We start from the raw sequence: 17,198 nt of genomic DNA, 5'->3' as shown, positions 1-17,198 counted from the left end.
TAAACCGCCTTCAGCCCTTTATTTTCAAGGCTTGAAAGCGGTTTTCATCAACACATTTTGTCCTATAACTCGGATTAGATAATTACTAACCTAATCACAATTAGATTAGTACATGATTAGTGAAGTTCTCTTGTTACAAAATCCGGGTAAGCTGACTCTAAGCCATGCTCAGTAGAATCCAGACCTTCTAACTCTTCTTCTTTTGATACTCTAAGACCAATTGTCTTCTTTAATACGATAAATACAATGCTCATGGTTACAATTACCCAGCCTGCGATACATACGACACCAAGTGCCTGAATAGCCAGATGATGAACTCCGCCACCATAGAAGAGGCCATCTGTATAATCGAAGAGACCTACCATCAATGTTCCAAAAAGACCACAGACACCGTGTACGGATACAGCGCCAACCGGGTCATCTACTTTTAATTTGTCTTCTACAAAGTATACTGACATGGTACAAAGGATACCAGCTAAACCACCGATAACGAATGCACCTACTGCATCAACATTTGCACATCCTGCTGTAATTGCTACCAGACCTGCCAGGGAACCATTTAAGGACATGGACACATCCGGTTTACCATTCTTAATCCAGGTATAAATCATTGCTGTAACAGTTGCTGCTGCCGGTGCAATGGTTGTTGTTGCAAAAATCTGTGAAAGCTGTAAGGTATCAGTTGCTGCTGCACCATTAAATCCATACCAGCCAAACCAGAGAATAAATACTCCCAAAGCACCAATTAAAATGTTGTGACCCATAATAGGTCTTGATTTACCATCTTTGTCATATTTACCAATACGAGGTCCTAATAAAGCGGCTCCGATAAATGCGGTAATTCCACCTACCATATGAATACATGCAGAACCTGCGAAATCTGTAAATCCAAGGTCTGTAAGCCATGGAGTTCCGCCCCATACCCAGTGTGCTTCTACCGGATATACAATCAGGCTGATTACAAAACTGTAAATACAATATGTAATGAATTTGGTACGCTCTGCCATTGCTCCAGATACAATTGTTGCAGCTGTTGCACAAAATACCAGGTTAAATACGAAATTGGACCAGTCTGTTGTTCCAAAATTCTTCAATGGGTTTAAACCCCATCCCACAAATTTTCCATCACCACAAAGAATATTATATCCTAATAAATAAAATGCAACGGTACCAATACAGAAGTCCATCAGGTTCTTCATTGTAATATTACCTGTATTTTTTGATCTGGTAAAACCAGCCTCTACCATTGCAAATCCACATTGCATAAAAAATACTAACGCTGCTCCCATCAGGAACCAAACACTCATATCCATAATCATTTCCTCCTTTACCAAAATAAATATTAAAGTAAAAAAAATAGAGATATCAAACAAGGCTCTCTCCTTGTCTGCTTATCTCCTTCGATAATATTTATTTGCGATATTCATTTTTCAATATCCACAAGACAGTTTCCTATCTGTGCCTTACTCCTCTTTGCATCTTTTATAATGCTTTGTCACCATGTTCACCGGTACGGATACGAACGGCATCTTCTACATCATACACAAAGATTTTACCATCACCAAAGTTACCGGTATTAATCTCATCTACTACCTTATCAATTAATCCTGGTGCAACTTCATCCGAGACAACGGTCTCTACTTTGATTTTCGGAAGTAATGTTACATTATAAGATGCTCCACGGTAATTCTTGATAATACCCTTCTGATTACCATATCCCATGCTGTTTACAATGTTTAAACCATTGACTTCACTGCTTTCTAAGACTGCTTTCAAGTCTTCAAGCTTTTCCGGTTTGATAATAATTTCCAGCTTTTTCATATTATCTCGTCCTCCTTCTTATTATTGTTCACAATTTATTCACCTGGTATTCAAAGATGATTCACTTTATCAACACGCTTTTTTCAAATTAGGCTGATATAGTATAGTCATAAGCAAAAGAAAAACATAACTTTAAATATTCTTTTTCATAATCTGCCAGGTAACTTAAGTTGCCTGGCATCCTCCCTTTTATGCCTCTTTTTTCCGTCTGCTCTAAGGAGAATGCCCTGCAATTAAAGTTCTTTCTTATACTTCGAAGATTAAATCTCCATAAGATGGCATTGGCCATATATCTTTGTCAACAAGCATCTCTAACTTGTCAACCGGAGCTCTTAATGCATCCATTGCTGTTTTTACAACATCTCTATAATATACAGCCTGATTTCTTCCCTCTTCCATTGTTCCACCTTTTTCTGTTACTTCTTCCAGTTTTGCCAAAGCAACCTTGGTCTCAGATAAAAGGTCAGATACTTCTGCCAGTAATTCTGTCTGAACACTGATGTCTGCATCACATACAGATTTTACAGCTGCTGCAGAAGTTGCAAGCTCTGTTGTATATTTGATAACTGCCGGGATAATCTGTTTTCCTGCAATATCAATCATAGCTTTTGCTTCGATGTTAATCTCTTTTGCGTAGGTCTCATATTCGATTTCTACACGGGAATCCAGCTCCGCTTTGGTAAATACACCAAAACGCTCGAATAAAGAAACTGCTTTTTCTGTATTCAGTGCCGGGATTGCATCTACCATGGACTTGATGTTTGGAAGTCCACGACGCTCTGCTTCCTCTACCCATTCATCAGAATATCCGTTTCCGTTGAATACAATTCTCTGATGCTCAGTTGCATATTTCTTAATCAGATCATGTACTGCCATATCGAAATCGTCTGCTTTTTCCAGTTCATCACACGCCTCAGAAAATGCTTCTGCTACGATTGTATTCAATACAACGTTAGGCTGTGCGATGGAATCCTGGGAACCAACCATACGGAACTCGAATTTATTTCCGGTAAATGCAAATGGTGAAGTTCTGTTACGGTCTGTTGCATCTTTCATGAAGTCAGGCAATGTCTTAACACCAGTCTCTAATTTAGAACCAGCTAAACTGTGTGTAGCTTCTCCGGTGCAGATAAGCTGTGATAATACATCCTGTAACTGTTCTCCAAGATAGACAGAAACGATTGCTGGCGGTGCCTCGTTTGCGCCTAATCTGTGGTCGTTTCCAACGTCTGCTGCAGATTCACGAAGCAGATCTGCATGTTTATCTACTGCTTTTAAGATGCAGGTAAGCACTAATAAGAACTGTACGTTCTCATGAGGTGTTTTGCCCGGCTCTAATAAGTTAATTCCATCATCTGTTGTGATAGACCAGTTGTTATGTTTTCCAGAACCATTGACACCTGCAAATGGCTTCTCATGAAGCAGACACTGTAAGCCATGACGACCGGCAACCTTCTTTAAGGTTTCCATTACTAACTGGTTGTGGTCTACTGCTACGTTTGCTTCGGAGTAGATTGGAGCTAACTCATGCTGTGCAGGAGCAACTTCGTTATGCTGTGTCTTTGCAGATACACCAAGTTTCCATAATTCTTTATTTACATCTCTCATGTATGCTGCAATTCTCTCACGGATGATTCCGAAGTAATGGTCATCCATTTCCTGTCCTTTTGGAGGCATTGCTCCAAATAAGGTACGTCCGGTAAAGATTAAATCTTTTCTCTTTAAATATTTTTCTCTGTCTACGATGAAATATTCCTGCTCCGGTCCAACGGAAGGAGTTACTTTCTTAGATGTTGTATTTCCAAATAATTTTAAAAGACGAAGAGACTGGGTATTAATCGCTTCCATAGAACGAAGTAACGGTGTCTTCTGGTCTAATGCTTCTCCTGTGTAAGAGCAGAAAGCGGTAGGAATGCAAAGAGTTGCTCCTGCTGCATCCTGTCTTACGAATGCCGGTGAAGTACAATCCCATGCTGTATATCCTCTTGCCTCAAAGGTTGCTCTTAATCCACCGGATGGGAAAGAAGATGCGTCTGGCTCACCTTTGATTAATTCCTTACCGGAAAAGCTCATTAAAACTTTACCGTTTGGCATTGGTGCTGTAATAAAGGAATCATGTTTCTCAGCGGTTACTCCTGTTAATGGCTGGAACCAGTGTGTATAATGGGTAGCTCCTTTTTCGATTGCCCACTCTTTCATCTCATGTGCCACTACGTCTGCTGTCTCGGGATCTAATTCTTTTCCCTCTTCGATTACTTCTCTTAACTTTTTGTAGGTCTTTTTCGGAAGACGTTCCTGCATTACTGCATCATTGAATACGTTCTCGCCGAAAATATCTGCTACATTGAAATATTCTGTCTCACTCATACTATACATCCTTTCTGCCTCTCACCATAAATCCCCTGAGAAATATGATTTTTATTTTCTGCAATCAATGTATGACTTCTCTCCTCCGGTAATTCCCCAGATATAGAAAAAAGGGCATTCCAATTCCTTTGGAACACCCTTGTTCGTCACGCACATTTCATCTGCTATATCTAAAATACATGAAACTTTCTAAAAAATCAAGTCAAAGTTTATATTTTTTTTATTTTTGATACATTCTACAAATTTGTGCAAAATAATATACATTTTTTGTCGATTTTATCAATCGCCGGTTTCGGAATCAGTTGCTGCCAGGCGGTACTGCATACCCATTCTCATCTGCAACTACTTTTTCCGTACCCTCTTCTGTGCTTTTTAATGTACGCATTCCGTGGTTTCCCGCACGGACAGCAATTTCCTGTAAAGTAATAAGAGCCGCCACAACGGGCGGCCCTTATAAAAATCATTCTTATTCTGCTTTTCCAACAGAACCAAATAATTCCATTTTTTCTTTTACAGTAGCTTTGATTGCTTCTGCACCTGGAGCTAATAATTTACGTGGGTCAAATCCTTTGCCCTCTAAGTCCTTACCAGCTTCAATATATTTACGTGTAGCATCTGCGAAAGATAACTGACACTCTGTATTTACATTAATCTTAGATACGCCAAGAGAGATAGCTTTCTTAATCATATCTGCAGGAATTCCTGTACCACCGTGAAGTACTAATGGCATAGTTCCTGTCTTCTGCTGGATAGCGTCCAGGGTCTCGAAGGAAAGTCCTTTCCAGTTTGCCGGATATTTTCCGTGGATATTACCGATACCTGCTGCAAGCATATCTACACCAAGATCAGCGATTGTCTTACACTCGTTAGGATCTGCGCACTCGCCCATTCCAACTACTCCGTCTTCTTCTCCACCGATGGAACCAACCTCGCACTCGATAGAAAGTCCAAGCTGATGAGCTACATTTACAAGCTCTGTAGACTTAGCAAGGTTCTCTTCAAATGGATAATGAGAACCATCAAACATGATAGATGTAAATCCAGCTTTGATACATTTATAACATCCTTCGTATGTTCCATGATCTAAGTGAAGTGCTACAGGAACTGTGATTCCAAGTTCTTCATGCATAGCTTTTACCATAGCTGCAACGGTCTTAAAACCTGTCATATATTTTCCTGCACCTTCAGATACACCAAGAATTACAGGGGATTTTAATTCTTCTGCAGTTAACAGTATTGATTTTGTCCACTCAAGGTTGTTGATATTGAACTGGCCTACTGCATAATGACCAGCTTTTGCTTTTTTTAACATTTCTGTTGCTGATACTAACATTTTGATTCCTCCATTGTTTTTTTTTCATTGTACCATGGCTTTTCCCAAAAATAAAGTTAAAAATATAACAATCATTTTACAGATGTTTCTTTATTCTTGACCATAATCTCCAATGCCTGGTGCATATTTCTTATTTCCACTTCCTTATGGTCTCCCCCAAACTCACCATCTAAAGTCCATGGAATAATTTCTTCCGGATAAAACTTAATATTGCTGCTCTTAAATGAGTATACCAGGTCGGTATCATCCTTGCGGCTGGTTAATGCTGCAATAATCTCATTTAACTCCAGTGGATTCTTCGGTGCTTTAATCAGTGTCACCTCAAAAACACCGTCATCCAGGAGTACATTTTTACCTGTCAGGTTCTTAAATCCCCCCACAGAAATAGAATTGGTAATCATACCATAGATAAATTCGTCCTCTAATACCTCATCATCATATTCCACCCGCATCTTATAGACCGGAATGTCTAAAAGCTGTTTCATTCCTTCTAAAATATAAGCTGCGTGTCCTAATACATTCTTTAACTGCTGGCTGGTCTGATAAGATACTGCAGTAAACAGTCCAAATGCTGCCACATATACGAATGAATCTCCATTAAAATATCCTATATCTACCGGAAACCTTCTTCCCTTTACCGCTACATTTGCTGCCTTTAGCATGCTTTTAGGTATTCTTAAAGAATTGGCAAAGTCGTTGGTACTTCCTGCCGGAATATAACCAAGCAGTGTCTTTTCTTCACTTTCCATCATTCCGCTGACTGCTTCATCCAAAGTACCGTCTCCACCACTACAGACAATCAGATCATAATTCTTCGCTTCTTCTCTGACATGGTTCTGCGCATCCCCTTTGCTCTGTGTCGGATATATGGTTACTTCATAATCTGCCTTTACCATAATATCTACAATTTCTAACAGTTTATTCTTAATCAGTCCCTTGCCGGAATGTGGATTAAATATAAAAAGTAATTTCTTTTTCATTTTTTACATAACCTCTCTTTTCCTTCTAGCCCTCAGACAGGAACTGTTCCAATGTATCCAAGGCTTCCTTCTCGTCCTCACCCTCAGTAACAACTGTTACCATATCCTCATAATTCATTGCCAGTGACATCATACCCATAATGCTCTTCACATTTACTTTTTTATCTCCGGATTCAATATAAATACTGCTGGAAAAACGATTTGCAGTCTGAACAAGCAATGCAATGGGACTTGCTTCGACACCATTAACAAATTTAATGGTCACCTCTTTCTTCATCATATGTATTCCTCCTCATCCTTTTCATACTCTCATGTTTTCAGCAATTTCACTTATCTTTCTTAACCTGTGATTCACACCGGATTTTCCCACCGGCGGATTTAAGTATGCCCCCAGTTCCTTAAGAGGCGCTTCCGGGTGCTCCAAACGTACCTGTGCCATCTCGTAAAGATTATCCGGCAATTCCTGCAGTCGTCCCTTTTCCTGGATAAACTTAATATCTTCAATCTGCTTTACTGCAGCATTCACTGTCTTATTAATATTGGCAGTTTCACAATTTACCTGCCGGTTTACACTGTTACGCATCTCTTTCAAAATGCGTACATTTTCAAGGTTCATCAGTGCCACATGTGCTTCCATGATATTTAACATATCCACAATCTGTGCACCTTCTTTTAAGTATACCACATGGTGCTTCTTGCGTTCCACCACTTTCGCATCCATGCCAAAGTCACTGATTACCGTCCTGAGCTGTTCTGCCTGTTGTGGCGTTGCACATACAATTTCAAAATGATAGGATTTATGCGGGTCACTCATGGAACCCGAAGCCAGAAATGCTCCTCTTACAAATGTCCTTCTACAGCAGGACTTCTGCAGCAACATTCCATTTACTGCCTGTCGGAACGGATGCAGTGAACCGTCCTCTTCCAAAAATTTAAGTGCCATTAATACCCTGCGCATGGCATCCTGTTCTTCTATATATAACACACCCGGATTCTGTTCAGATAACTCTGCACTGATGTCAAATGCCCGCTTCAAAAGCGTATAGCACTTTTTTGCCAATCCGGCATGTTCTGTTGCAATTTCCAATCTGGGATCTGCTCCCGTCAATATCATTCTTCCGGAAAAACTTATAATTGCTGCAAGTTCTGCTAACTGGCAGTGTCTGCTTTTACTTATATGCTTCTCCAGTTCCGCCTTTACTTCTCCTGAAAAAGACATCTCATATCTCCATCTAGTGCCGCATCGTATCCTTTTCAATGTCACGATGCTCTATCTTAATTCCAAACTGTTTCTGTTTCTCCAACCGTTTAAACAATTCATTGGCAAGGGTTACGGAACGATGCTTGCCTCCGGTACAGCCAATGGCAATTACCAGCTGGCTCTTCCCCTCTGTTATGTAATTCGGTATCAGAAATTTTATCATATCTTCTAATTTATCCAGAAATACGTGGGCTTCCTTATATTGCATCACAAAATCCTGAATTTCTTTATCATTACCATTCTTTTGGCGTAAGCCTTCCACATAATAGGGATTTGGCAGAAAACGTACATCAAACACCAGATCTGCATCTGCCGGAATTCCATACTTGAATCCAAAGGATAAAATTGTGATAAATAAATTCTTAAATTCCTGATTCTCTACAAATATTTTATTTAATTCTGTTTTTAATTCTCTGGTCAGAAGATGACTGGTATCTATAATGTAATTTGCCTGTTTCTTTAAGAATTCCAATCTTCTTCTTTCTTCTTCGATGCCTTTATCGACACGATCGCTTCCTGCCAGTGGATGACTTCTTCTGGTTTCTTTATAACGTTTTACCAGCACACCATCCTCTGCATCCAAAAACAGTACATCAAATTCTTTTCCTTCACCTCTCAGGTGGTCAAGAATATCCTGCAAATCTTCCAATGCCTGTCCGCTTCGGATATCCACACCCACAGCAACCTTCTGAAGCTCGGTATTTCTTAAATCTGCCAACTCTATAAACTTTTCAATCAGCGGAATCGGTAGATTATCGACACAATAAAATCCGATATCCTCCATCATCTTAAGTGCTGTACTCTTTCCAGCCCCGGACATTCCTGTCAGAATTACCAGTTTCATGAAAATTCTCCTAACCTTCTTACTTCCGGCTCCAGTCTTACCTGAAACTCCTGTTCTACTTTTTCCTGCACCCTGCGCATCAGCTCTTCCACTTCTGCTGCAGTTGCCTGCCCACGGTTTATAACAAAGCCACAATGTTTCTCGGATACCTGGGCATCTCCCACACGATAGCCTCTTAACCCGGCATCCATAATCAGCTTTCCGGCAAAATAGCCTTCCGGCCGCTTAAAGGTACTTCCTGCACTTGGGAATTCCAACGGCTGCTTCTCCTGCCGTTTCTGGCGGAGTTCCTGCATGACAGCTTCAATTTTCTCTTTTTCTCCGGATACTAATTTTAACGTTACACCCAGCACTACTTCCCCGGTCTCCATGACACGGCTGTGTCTGTAACTTAAAGAAATCTCTTCTACCGGAACTTCTACCACTTCACCATCTTTGGTCAAAAGATCCGCAGATACTAAAATATCCTTCATCTCTCCGCCATAAGCACCGGCGTTCATCACAACTGCACCTCCGATACTTCCCGGAATTCCTGCTGCAAATTCCATGCCGCCTAAGGATGCTTCCAGTGCCTTGTGCGCAACCTTCGAAAGCAATGCTCCCGCTTCGGCATGAATCATATTTTCCTTTACTTCAATGGAAGAAGCATTTGCGCCAAATTCAATGACCACTCCGGGAATTCCCTTATCGCCCACCAGAAGATTGCTTCCGTTTCCAATAATCGTATACGGAATCTTCTTTGCTCTGCACAATGTGATGACATCCACTGCCTCTTTGATGGTCGGCATCAGAAAAATCTCTGCCATGCCCCCAATCCGGAATGTGGTATGACGGCTCATCGGCTCCTGCAAGCGTATTCTGCTTTCATCTACAATTGTCTTAATGGCTTCTATCCAGTCTTCTCTCACAATTTGCTTCTCCCATTTTTTATTTCTCTATGAAGCCAAAAATGCTACATATCCTTTATATGCTTCATATAAATCTGCTTTACTGATAATTTCCCATGGTGCATGCATATTTAAAACTGCCACACCACTGTCAATTACCTGCATTCCATAATTTGCCAGAATATACGCGATGGTTCCGCCGCCACCCTGGTCTACTTTACCTAATTCTGCAGTCTGATAAAATACATTACCATCGTCCATCACCGCACGCAATTTTCCAACATATTCTGCACTGGCATCATTAGAACCTGACTTTCCTCTGGAACCGGTATATTTATTAAATACCATTCCTTTTCCAAAATATGCTGCATTTTTCTTATCCATAACGGACGGATAATTGGGGTCAAATGCCGCACTGACATCAGAGGATAATACATGGGAATTCTGCAATGCACGACGCAGTGCAAGTTCTGTATACTGTCCTGCTGCTGCCATCACTTCTGCTGTCATATTTTCAAAAAATCTCGACTGCATCCCGGTTGCTCCCACGCTGCCGATTTCCTCTTTATCTACCAGAAGACATACACTGGTATATTCCGGTGTTTCATTTTTTGCCAGCATTGCCTCAAAGGATGGATACGCACAGACTCTGTCATCATGTCCGTACCCCATAATCATGCTCCGGTCAAGTCCATAATCTCTTGCTTCTCCGGCTGGTACTACTTCAATCTCTGCGGACAGGAAATCTTCTTCCTCAATTTCATATTCCTCTTTTAAGATTCCAAGGATATTTTCTTTTACCGTATCCTTGGCATTTTCTTTTTCTTCACCTGCAAGCGGAATGCTTCCAATCAGAAGGTCTAAGTTTTCTCCTTCAATAACCTTTGCTGCTTTCTTTTCCATCTGCTCACCAGCAAGATGAATCAGTAAATCACTGACACCAAATACCGGATCTCCGGGCTTATCTCCAATATTTACCTCTACTACACTTCCGTCTTTCTTTGCCACTACACCATGCAATGCCAGCGGAAGTGTTACCCACTGGTATTTCTTCACACCACCATAATAATGGGTATCTAACATAGCAAGCCCGGTATCTTCATAGAATGGATTCTGTTTTAAATCCATTCTCGGAGAATCCACATGTGCGCCGAGAATCCGCATGCCCTCTTCCATTGGTTTCTTTCCTACAATGAACATAGCAAGTGCTTTTCCATTATTATCTGCATACACTCTTGCACCGGATTCCAGTTTTATTCCTTCTGCAATCACTTTCTTTATATCAAGATATCCTGCTGCCTCTGCCCGCTCTACAAAAGTGCGTACACATTCTCTTTCTGTCTTACATGCTGATATAAATTTACGATACTCTTCTGCAAATTCAAAAACTTTCTTCTTCTCTTCTTCACTGTAATGATTCCATGCTACTTCTCGTTCCATATGAATGAATCTCCTTTTACTCTTCTTCCTCGTCGTCCTTCTTGTTCAGATTTGCCTGTACACGACGATACAATTCCTGAGCTGCATTGTAACCCATCTTCTTCTGTCTGTGGTTAACGGCTGCAGCCTCGCAGATAACTGCGAGATTTCGGCCTGGACGGATTGGAAGGGAATGACAGACTACTTTATTTCCAAGTAACTCTGTATATTCTTCCTCAAGGCCAAGGCGGTCATACTCATTATCTTTCTTCCAGTCTTCCAGTTTAATTACAAGGTCGATATTCTGTTTCTCTTTTACACACTCAACACCGAACAAAGTCTTTACATCAATGATTCCGATACCTCTTAACTCAATGAAGTATCTGGTGATATCCGGTGATGTGCCGGTTAAGGTATGCTCATTGATTTTACGGATTTCTACCACATCATCTGTTACCAGACGATGTCCCCGCTTAATCAGTTCCAGTGCTGCTTCACTCTTACCGATTCCGCTTTCACCGGTAATCAGAAGTCCCTCACCGTAAACGTCTACCAGCACACCATGGATGGTAATACACGGAGCAAGCTCTTCACTCAAAAGATAAATCAGCTCCGCCATGAATTCTGATGTGCTTCTGCCTGTTCCGAATACCGGAATATTATTTTCCTTTGCCCTCTGTAAGAACAGGTCATCCGGCTGTAAATCCCTGCAGAAAATAACACATGGTATATCATATTTTAAGAACCGGCTGTAAATGCTGTCCTTTTCTGAATCATTCAAATGCTGCAGGTATGTATATTCTACCATACCGATAATCTGTACACGGGACTGCTCGAAATGTTCAAAATATCCGCTCAGCTGTAACGCCGGACGGTTTACATCCGCAAGTCTGATGCGGTGTCCCTTTAATTCCATATCCTCAATATATTTCTTTAACTGCAGTTTTTTTACAATTTTCTCAATTCCTACACCTTCCATGGCATGACTCCTTCCTTATCTTCACCCCTGTATTTTTATAATTCTTTACTGTTCTAATAATTTGAAACGTTCTACCAGTTCATCTAAAGAAGTTGCCTCTGCAGACAATTCTTCACTGGTTGCTGATGCTTCCTGGGATGCTGCAGAATTGGTCTGAATAACATCATCAATCTGTTTTACACCATCTTCAATTTCTTTTACTGACACTGCCTGGCGGTCAGATGCAATTCGGATATTAGCAACTTCTGTAATAATAGCATCCAGTTCTGTAATAACCTTATTTAATGATTCCGATGTCTGCTGTGTTACTTCATTTCCATGTTCTACTTCTACCTGGTTTGTCTCCAGTAAATGTTTGGATGTCTCTGCAGATTCTGCACTGCTTTCAGCCAGCATACGAATCTGCTCCGCAACAACTGCAAATCCCTTTCCTGCTTCTCCGGCTCTTGCAGCTTCAATGGATGCATTTAAGGAAAGAAGGTTGGTCTGGCTTGCAATACCATCAATTTCAGTAATAACTCTTTCCAGTTCTTTGGATGTTGTCGAGATACGTTCCATTGCCTCCATAAGTTCCCGCATCTTGTTCTGGCTGACATTTGCTTCCATTCCTACACTCTTTGCACGGTCATGTACAATATCTGTTGACTTGCTGTTTGCAACAACCTGCTCTGTAACCTTTGAAACATTCTCCACCAGATTATCTACTGCAATAGACTGGTCTGTTGCACCCTTTGCCAGGTCCTGGGAGCTGATTGCAAGCTGTTCAGAACCGGCGGCTACCTGATTAGAAGATTCCTTAATCAGACATAATGTACTGCTTACGTTCTGGATGGTGCTTACCAGTTCTTCCATCACTGTTTCAAATTCTCCCACATATGCTTCTTTGCATGAAGAATGTACGGTATAATTACCCTGTGCAAATTCTTTTAAAATATTCTGTAAATCACCAACAATTTTCTGTAAAGTATCTTCCATATTACGGAACTGATTTGCCAGTTCTCCGATTTCATCTTCAGACTGATAAGTTACTTTCTCATGTAATTCTCCATGAGAAAGATGCTCTGCTACATCTTCTAATTCCCGGATTGGTTTTACAATATAATAAATTAACCACTTGGATTCCCGGCCGGTTAAAGTAACACTTACTACTACGATTGTCAGCATAATCACAATGCAGATAACCAAAACCGGAATACGGAACGCATCCGGTACCACTGCCAGCAGAATCAATCCCAGACTGGCTAGTGCTACTGTTGCAAAATACAGCCTGAATATCATGTTAAATGAATCATTAACTTTTTTCTTGATACTTTTGTTTTTGAATTTTTCTTCTTTGGTCATAGTGATTCTCCTTTTTCTTTTTCTTTTTATTTTTCCTCTTCCCCGTGGAAAAAGCGGAATACTTCTTCCGCTGCTTTTTCATTCATCGTTTCTGTCCCAGACAATTCTTCTATGGACGCACTGCGAATGGCATCTAAAGACTGGAACCTTCGCATCAGTGCCTTTCTTCGAGCCGGACCGATTCCCGGAATATCATCCAGCACAGAATGTACCTGTTCCTTACTTCGCAAAGAACGATGATATTCTATGGCAAACCGATGTGCTTCATCCTGTATTCTTGTAATCAGATGAAATCCTTCACCGGAAGTGTCTATCGGTATCTCTATATTCTGATAATATAATCCTCTCGTCCTGTGATGATCATCTTTTACCATTCCACAGACCGGTATGGAAAGATGCAGTTCATCCAGCACCTGAAGAGCAATATTTACCTGACCTCTTCCACCATCCATCATAATCAAATCCGGGAATTTTGTAAATCCCCCATATTGGTCATCCAGCCCTTTTTTTTGTAAAATTTTCCTTTCTTCCTGTCCATGGGTGAATCTGCGGGTCAGAACCTCGTGCATGGATGCATAATCATCCGGTCCCGTGATAGTTCTTAACTTAAATTTCCGGTAATCACTGCGCTGTGGTTTTCCCTTTTCATAAACCACCATGGAACCTACCGTTTCAAATCCATTGATATTGGAAATATCATAGGCTTCCACACGTTCTAACTTTTCTAAATCCAGCCAGGATGCAATTTCTTTCATTGCACCGATTGTCCTGCCTTCTTCACGCTTTAGCTTTTCCCTGTCCTGGGACAATACCAGTGCGGCATTTTTCTCTGCCAGCTCTACCAGTTTTTCCTTCATTCCTTTCTGTGGTACCCGGAGTACTACCTTCTGACCACGCTTCTTAGTCAGCCAGTCTTCAATAACTGCTGCATCCTCAACTGCATATTGCAGCATGATTTCCTTTGGGATATATGGTGTTCCGGAATAGAACTGCTTCAAAAATGTTGCCAGTATCTGTTCCTTACTGTCTTCATTGGCAATAGTTACATAAAAGTGTTCTCTTCCTATAAGCCTGCCACTCCGGATAAAGAATACCTGAACTACCGCATCCCGGTCATCGGCTGCAAGAGCTATTATATCTTTATCCTCTCCGTCGGAACTGGTGATTTTCTGCTTCTGTGCCACCTGTTTTACACTGTTTAAAAGTTCCCGGTACTCAATTGCCCGCTCAAAATCCATATTTTCCGATGCCTGCATCATCCGCTCTTCTAATTCTTTTAAAACCGGCTGATAATTGCCATTTAAGAAATCTACTGCCTGATTGATTTTCTCCCGGTACTCCTCTTTGGAAATATACCCCTGACAGGGTGCCTGACACTGATGAATATGGTAATTAAGGCACGGACGTTCTTTTCCAATATCTCTTGGCAATACCCGGTTGCAGGTTCTTAAATGATAAATTTTTTTCAACAAATCTATCGTATCTTTCACCGCACCGGCACTGGTATATGGACCAAAATATCTGGATTTGTCTTTTTTCAGCTGACGGCAAAAGAGAACCCTGGGGAATTCTTCCCCCAGAGTCACCTTTATATAGGGATAAGTCTTATCATCCCGGAGCATGGTATTATACTTCGGTCTGTACTCTTTTATTAAATTGCATTCTAATACCAGTGCTTCTAATTCCGAATCAGTGATAATATATTCAAACCGGGTAATCTTCTTTACCATCTGGTCTTTCTTGATTCCTTCGTCATGACACGCCTGAAAATACTGACGTACCCGGTTCCGAAGGCTTACTGCCTTACCTACATAAATAATGGCATCACTGGCATCATGCATGATATAGACCCCCGGCTGATCCGGAAGCTTCTTTAATTCTTCTTTAATGTTAAACGTCATTCCCGTTCTCTTCTTTTTGGTCCTCTTCTTCCTTCTTTTCCTCATCCGGATCCGGCAGCCCTTTTAACTCACGGAATATCTTCATAAATTCTTTACCCGTAATGGTTTCATGTTCATATAAATAATCCGCAATATGGTCTAATACCTCGCGATTCTCTTCTAAGAGCTGATATGCCTCCTGATAGCAGTTATGAATCATGGTACGGACTTCTTCATCAATCTGTGCCGCTGTCTCATCGCCGCAATTCAAATGTGCTGCACCATCCAGATATGCATTATCTACAGAAGCCAAACTCATCATGCCAAATTTATCTGACATACCAAACTGTGTAATCATTGCCCTTGCAATCTTAGTCGCATTTTCAATATCATTTGCTGCTCCACTGGTTGCAGAATGGAATACCAGTTCTTCTGCTGCACGGCCTGCCATATAAGTCGTTATCTTGGCAATTAATTCATCCTTGGTCTCAAGAAATTTCTCTTCTTCCGGTGTCTGCAAGGTGTATCCCAATGCCCCCATGGTTCTTGGTACGATAGTAATTTTCTGTACCGGTTCTGTATTCTTCTGTAATGCAGTAACCATTGCATGACCTACTTCATGATAAGAAACAATCTTCTTCTCATGATTACTCATGGCACGGTCTTTCTTCTCTTTTCCACCAACTGCCACGATTTCAAAGGCTTCAAACAAATCACTCTGATTTACAAATTTACGGTTATGTTTTACTGCATTAATAGCCGCTTCATTAATCATATTTGCAAGATCGGAGCCAACCAGTCCTGCACTTGCCAGAGCAATTGCTTCCAAATCTACGGATTCATCCATATGCACATCTTTGGAGTGTACCTTCAGCGTCTCAAGACGACCCTTCAAATCCGGTTTGTCTACAATAATTCTACGGTCAAACCGGCCCGGGCGAAGTAACGCTTTATCCAGTACTTCCGGACGGTTTGTTGCTGCCAGAACTAAAAGCCCCTTTGAAGTATCAAATCCATCCATCTCTGCCAGCAACTGGTTTAAGGTCTGCTCACGCTCGTCATTTCCACCGCCGAATCTGCTGTCACGGCTCTTGCCGATGGCATCAATCTCATCAATAAATATGATACATGGTGCCTGTTTCTGGGCATCCTTAAACAAATCTCTTACCCGGGATGCACCAACACCTACAAACATCTCTACAAAGTCAGAACCGGCCAGTGAGAAGAACGGAACATTTGCTTCTCCGGCAACTGCCTTGGCAAGCAGCGTTTTACCGGTTCCAGGTGGTCCTACAAGCAATGCTCCCTTCGGAAGTTTTGCTCCGATTTCACGGTATTTTTTCGGATTATGCAGGAAATCTACCACTTCCTGTAAAGATTCTTTTGCTTCATCCTGTCCGGCAACATCCTTAAAGGTTACACCGGTTGTCTTTTCTACATATACTTTGGCATTGCTCTTGCCGACTCCCATCATTCCGCCGCCGGCCTTCTTCATGACTGCGCCAAAAATAATCCAGATAATAATCAAAGGCAATACAATACTTAAAATATTAAATACCCATGTCGATGTATTATTCGGAATATATCCGTCAATTTCTACCTTGTGTTTATTTAAGAGATCTAATAAATTTTCATCTTTAATAAATCCGGTATAATAGGTCATCTTTACCAGCGTCTTATCATCTGACTTTGGTGTGATATTATACTGGTTTGCACCTACTTCGACCTTTTCTACCTTGTCATCCTTTACCATCTGGACAAATTCCGTATAGGTAATCCGCTGGGAAGTCATATCTGCACTGCAACGGTTTAAAAGACTCATAAAGAACAGCGTCACAAGAGTAATGATAACAAATGCCAGTATCATCTGGCCATTACCGCCCTTTTTATCGCCGTTCTGATTATTATTCCCATTATTCTGGTTATTATTTCCACCATTCTGATTATTATTTCCATTATTAAACAGGTTATCCATTGTATCCTCCGTATATGATTCTCGAAACTCTCCCAAAATATAGTTCTTATTATATGTAATCTGCCCGGATAAATCAATAATAACTCTGTTAAGTTTTCCTTTCTTTTCTAA

General features: G+C 40.9%; 14 protein-coding genes. All 14 read right to left on the bottom strand.

Translation table 11 applies throughout. The annotated features are described in order from the left end of the window. Nucleotides 1-116 precede the first annotated feature (116 nt). A complete protein-coding gene (locus OCV43_RS01465; protein WP_227701031.1) occupies nt 117-1,313 on the bottom strand; it encodes an ammonium transporter in 1,197 nt (398 codons plus the stop codon). 169 nt (nt 1,314-1,482) lie between these two features. Continuing rightward, nucleotides 1,483-1,821, bottom strand: coding sequence for a P-II family nitrogen regulator (locus tag OCV43_RS01460; protein WP_022243575.1), 339 nt, complete (start codon nt 1,819-1,821; stop codon nt 1,483-1,485). Between the two features lie 246 nt (nt 1,822-2,067). Continuing rightward, on the bottom strand, nt 2,068-4,188 hold the full coding sequence (locus tag OCV43_RS01455) for a glutamine synthetase III family protein (protein ID WP_262623215.1): 2,121 nt from the start codon (nt 4,186-4,188) through the stop codon (nt 2,068-2,070). Between the two features lie 466 nt (nt 4,189-4,654). Then, nucleotides 4,655-5,521 (bottom strand): class II fructose-1,6-bisphosphate aldolase, encoded by an 867-nt coding sequence (fba, locus tag OCV43_RS01450; protein WP_227710784.1) that lies wholly within the window; start codon nt 5,519-5,521, stop codon nt 4,655-4,657. Between the two features lie 71 nt (nt 5,522-5,592). After that, nucleotides 5,593-6,501: a diacylglycerol/lipid kinase family protein gene (locus OCV43_RS01445; protein WP_117696671.1), complete on the bottom strand. Its 909-nt coding sequence runs from the start codon at nt 6,499-6,501 to the stop codon at nt 5,593-5,595. Between the two features lie 25 nt (nt 6,502-6,526). Next, nucleotides 6,527-6,781: an HPr family phosphocarrier protein gene (locus tag OCV43_RS01440; RefSeq protein ID WP_022243579.1), complete on the bottom strand. Its 255-nt coding sequence runs from the start codon at nt 6,779-6,781 to the stop codon at nt 6,527-6,529. A gap of 21 nt (nt 6,782-6,802) precedes the next feature. After that, nucleotides 6,803-7,720 carry a DNA-binding protein WhiA gene (whiA, locus tag OCV43_RS01435; RefSeq protein ID WP_022243580.1) on the bottom strand — a complete coding sequence of 306 codons (918 nt, stop codon included), beginning with the start codon at nt 7,718-7,720 and terminating at the stop codon, nt 6,803-6,805. Nucleotides 7,721-7,733: 13 nt separating this feature from the next. Further along, nucleotides 7,734-8,606 carry an RNase adapter RapZ gene (rapZ, locus tag OCV43_RS01430; protein ID WP_118057105.1) on the bottom strand — a complete coding sequence of 291 codons (873 nt, stop codon included), beginning with the start codon at nt 8,604-8,606 and terminating at the stop codon, nt 7,734-7,736. Beyond that, nucleotides 8,603-9,514, bottom strand: a complete 912-nt coding sequence (gene murB, locus OCV43_RS01425) for a UDP-N-acetylmuramate dehydrogenase (protein WP_118172849.1) — start codon at nt 9,512-9,514, stop codon at nt 8,603-8,605. The genes rapZ and murB overlap by 4 nt, the downstream gene beginning before the upstream one ends. Nucleotides 9,515-9,541: 27 nt before the next feature. Then, nucleotides 9,542-10,933, bottom strand: a complete 1,392-nt coding sequence (locus tag OCV43_RS01420) for an aminopeptidase (protein ID WP_117696662.1) — start codon at nt 10,931-10,933, stop codon at nt 9,542-9,544. A gap of 16 nt (nt 10,934-10,949) precedes the next feature. After that, nucleotides 10,950-11,891, bottom strand: a complete 942-nt coding sequence (hprK, locus tag OCV43_RS01415; RefSeq protein WP_262623214.1) for an HPr(Ser) kinase/phosphatase — start codon at nt 11,889-11,891, stop codon at nt 10,950-10,952. 45 nt (nt 11,892-11,936) lie between these two features. Further along, entirely contained in the window at nt 11,937-13,232 is a 1,296-nt protein-coding gene (locus OCV43_RS01410; protein ID WP_262623213.1) for a methyl-accepting chemotaxis protein, read from the bottom strand. A gap of 26 nt (nt 13,233-13,258) precedes the next feature. Continuing rightward, entirely contained in the window at nt 13,259-15,133 is a 1,875-nt protein-coding gene (uvrC, locus tag OCV43_RS01405) for an excinuclease ABC subunit UvrC (RefSeq protein WP_262623212.1), read from the bottom strand. Beyond that, nucleotides 15,123-17,087: an ATP-dependent zinc metalloprotease FtsH gene (gene ftsH, locus OCV43_RS01400; protein ID WP_117947729.1), complete on the bottom strand. Its 1,965-nt coding sequence runs from the start codon at nt 17,085-17,087 to the stop codon at nt 15,123-15,125. Before ftsH ends, uvrC begins: the two co-directional genes overlap by 11 nt. Between the last annotated feature and the right edge of the window lie 111 nt (nt 17,088-17,198).

Origin of the sequence: Roseburia amylophila, assembly GCF_025567465.1 — a bacterium.
GTDB classification, from domain to species: Bacteria; Bacillota; Clostridia; order Lachnospirales; family Lachnospiraceae; genus Roseburia_C; species Roseburia_C amylophila.
Note: the sequence above shows the minus strand (reverse complement) of the source record. Positions and strands in the feature narration are given on the sequence as shown.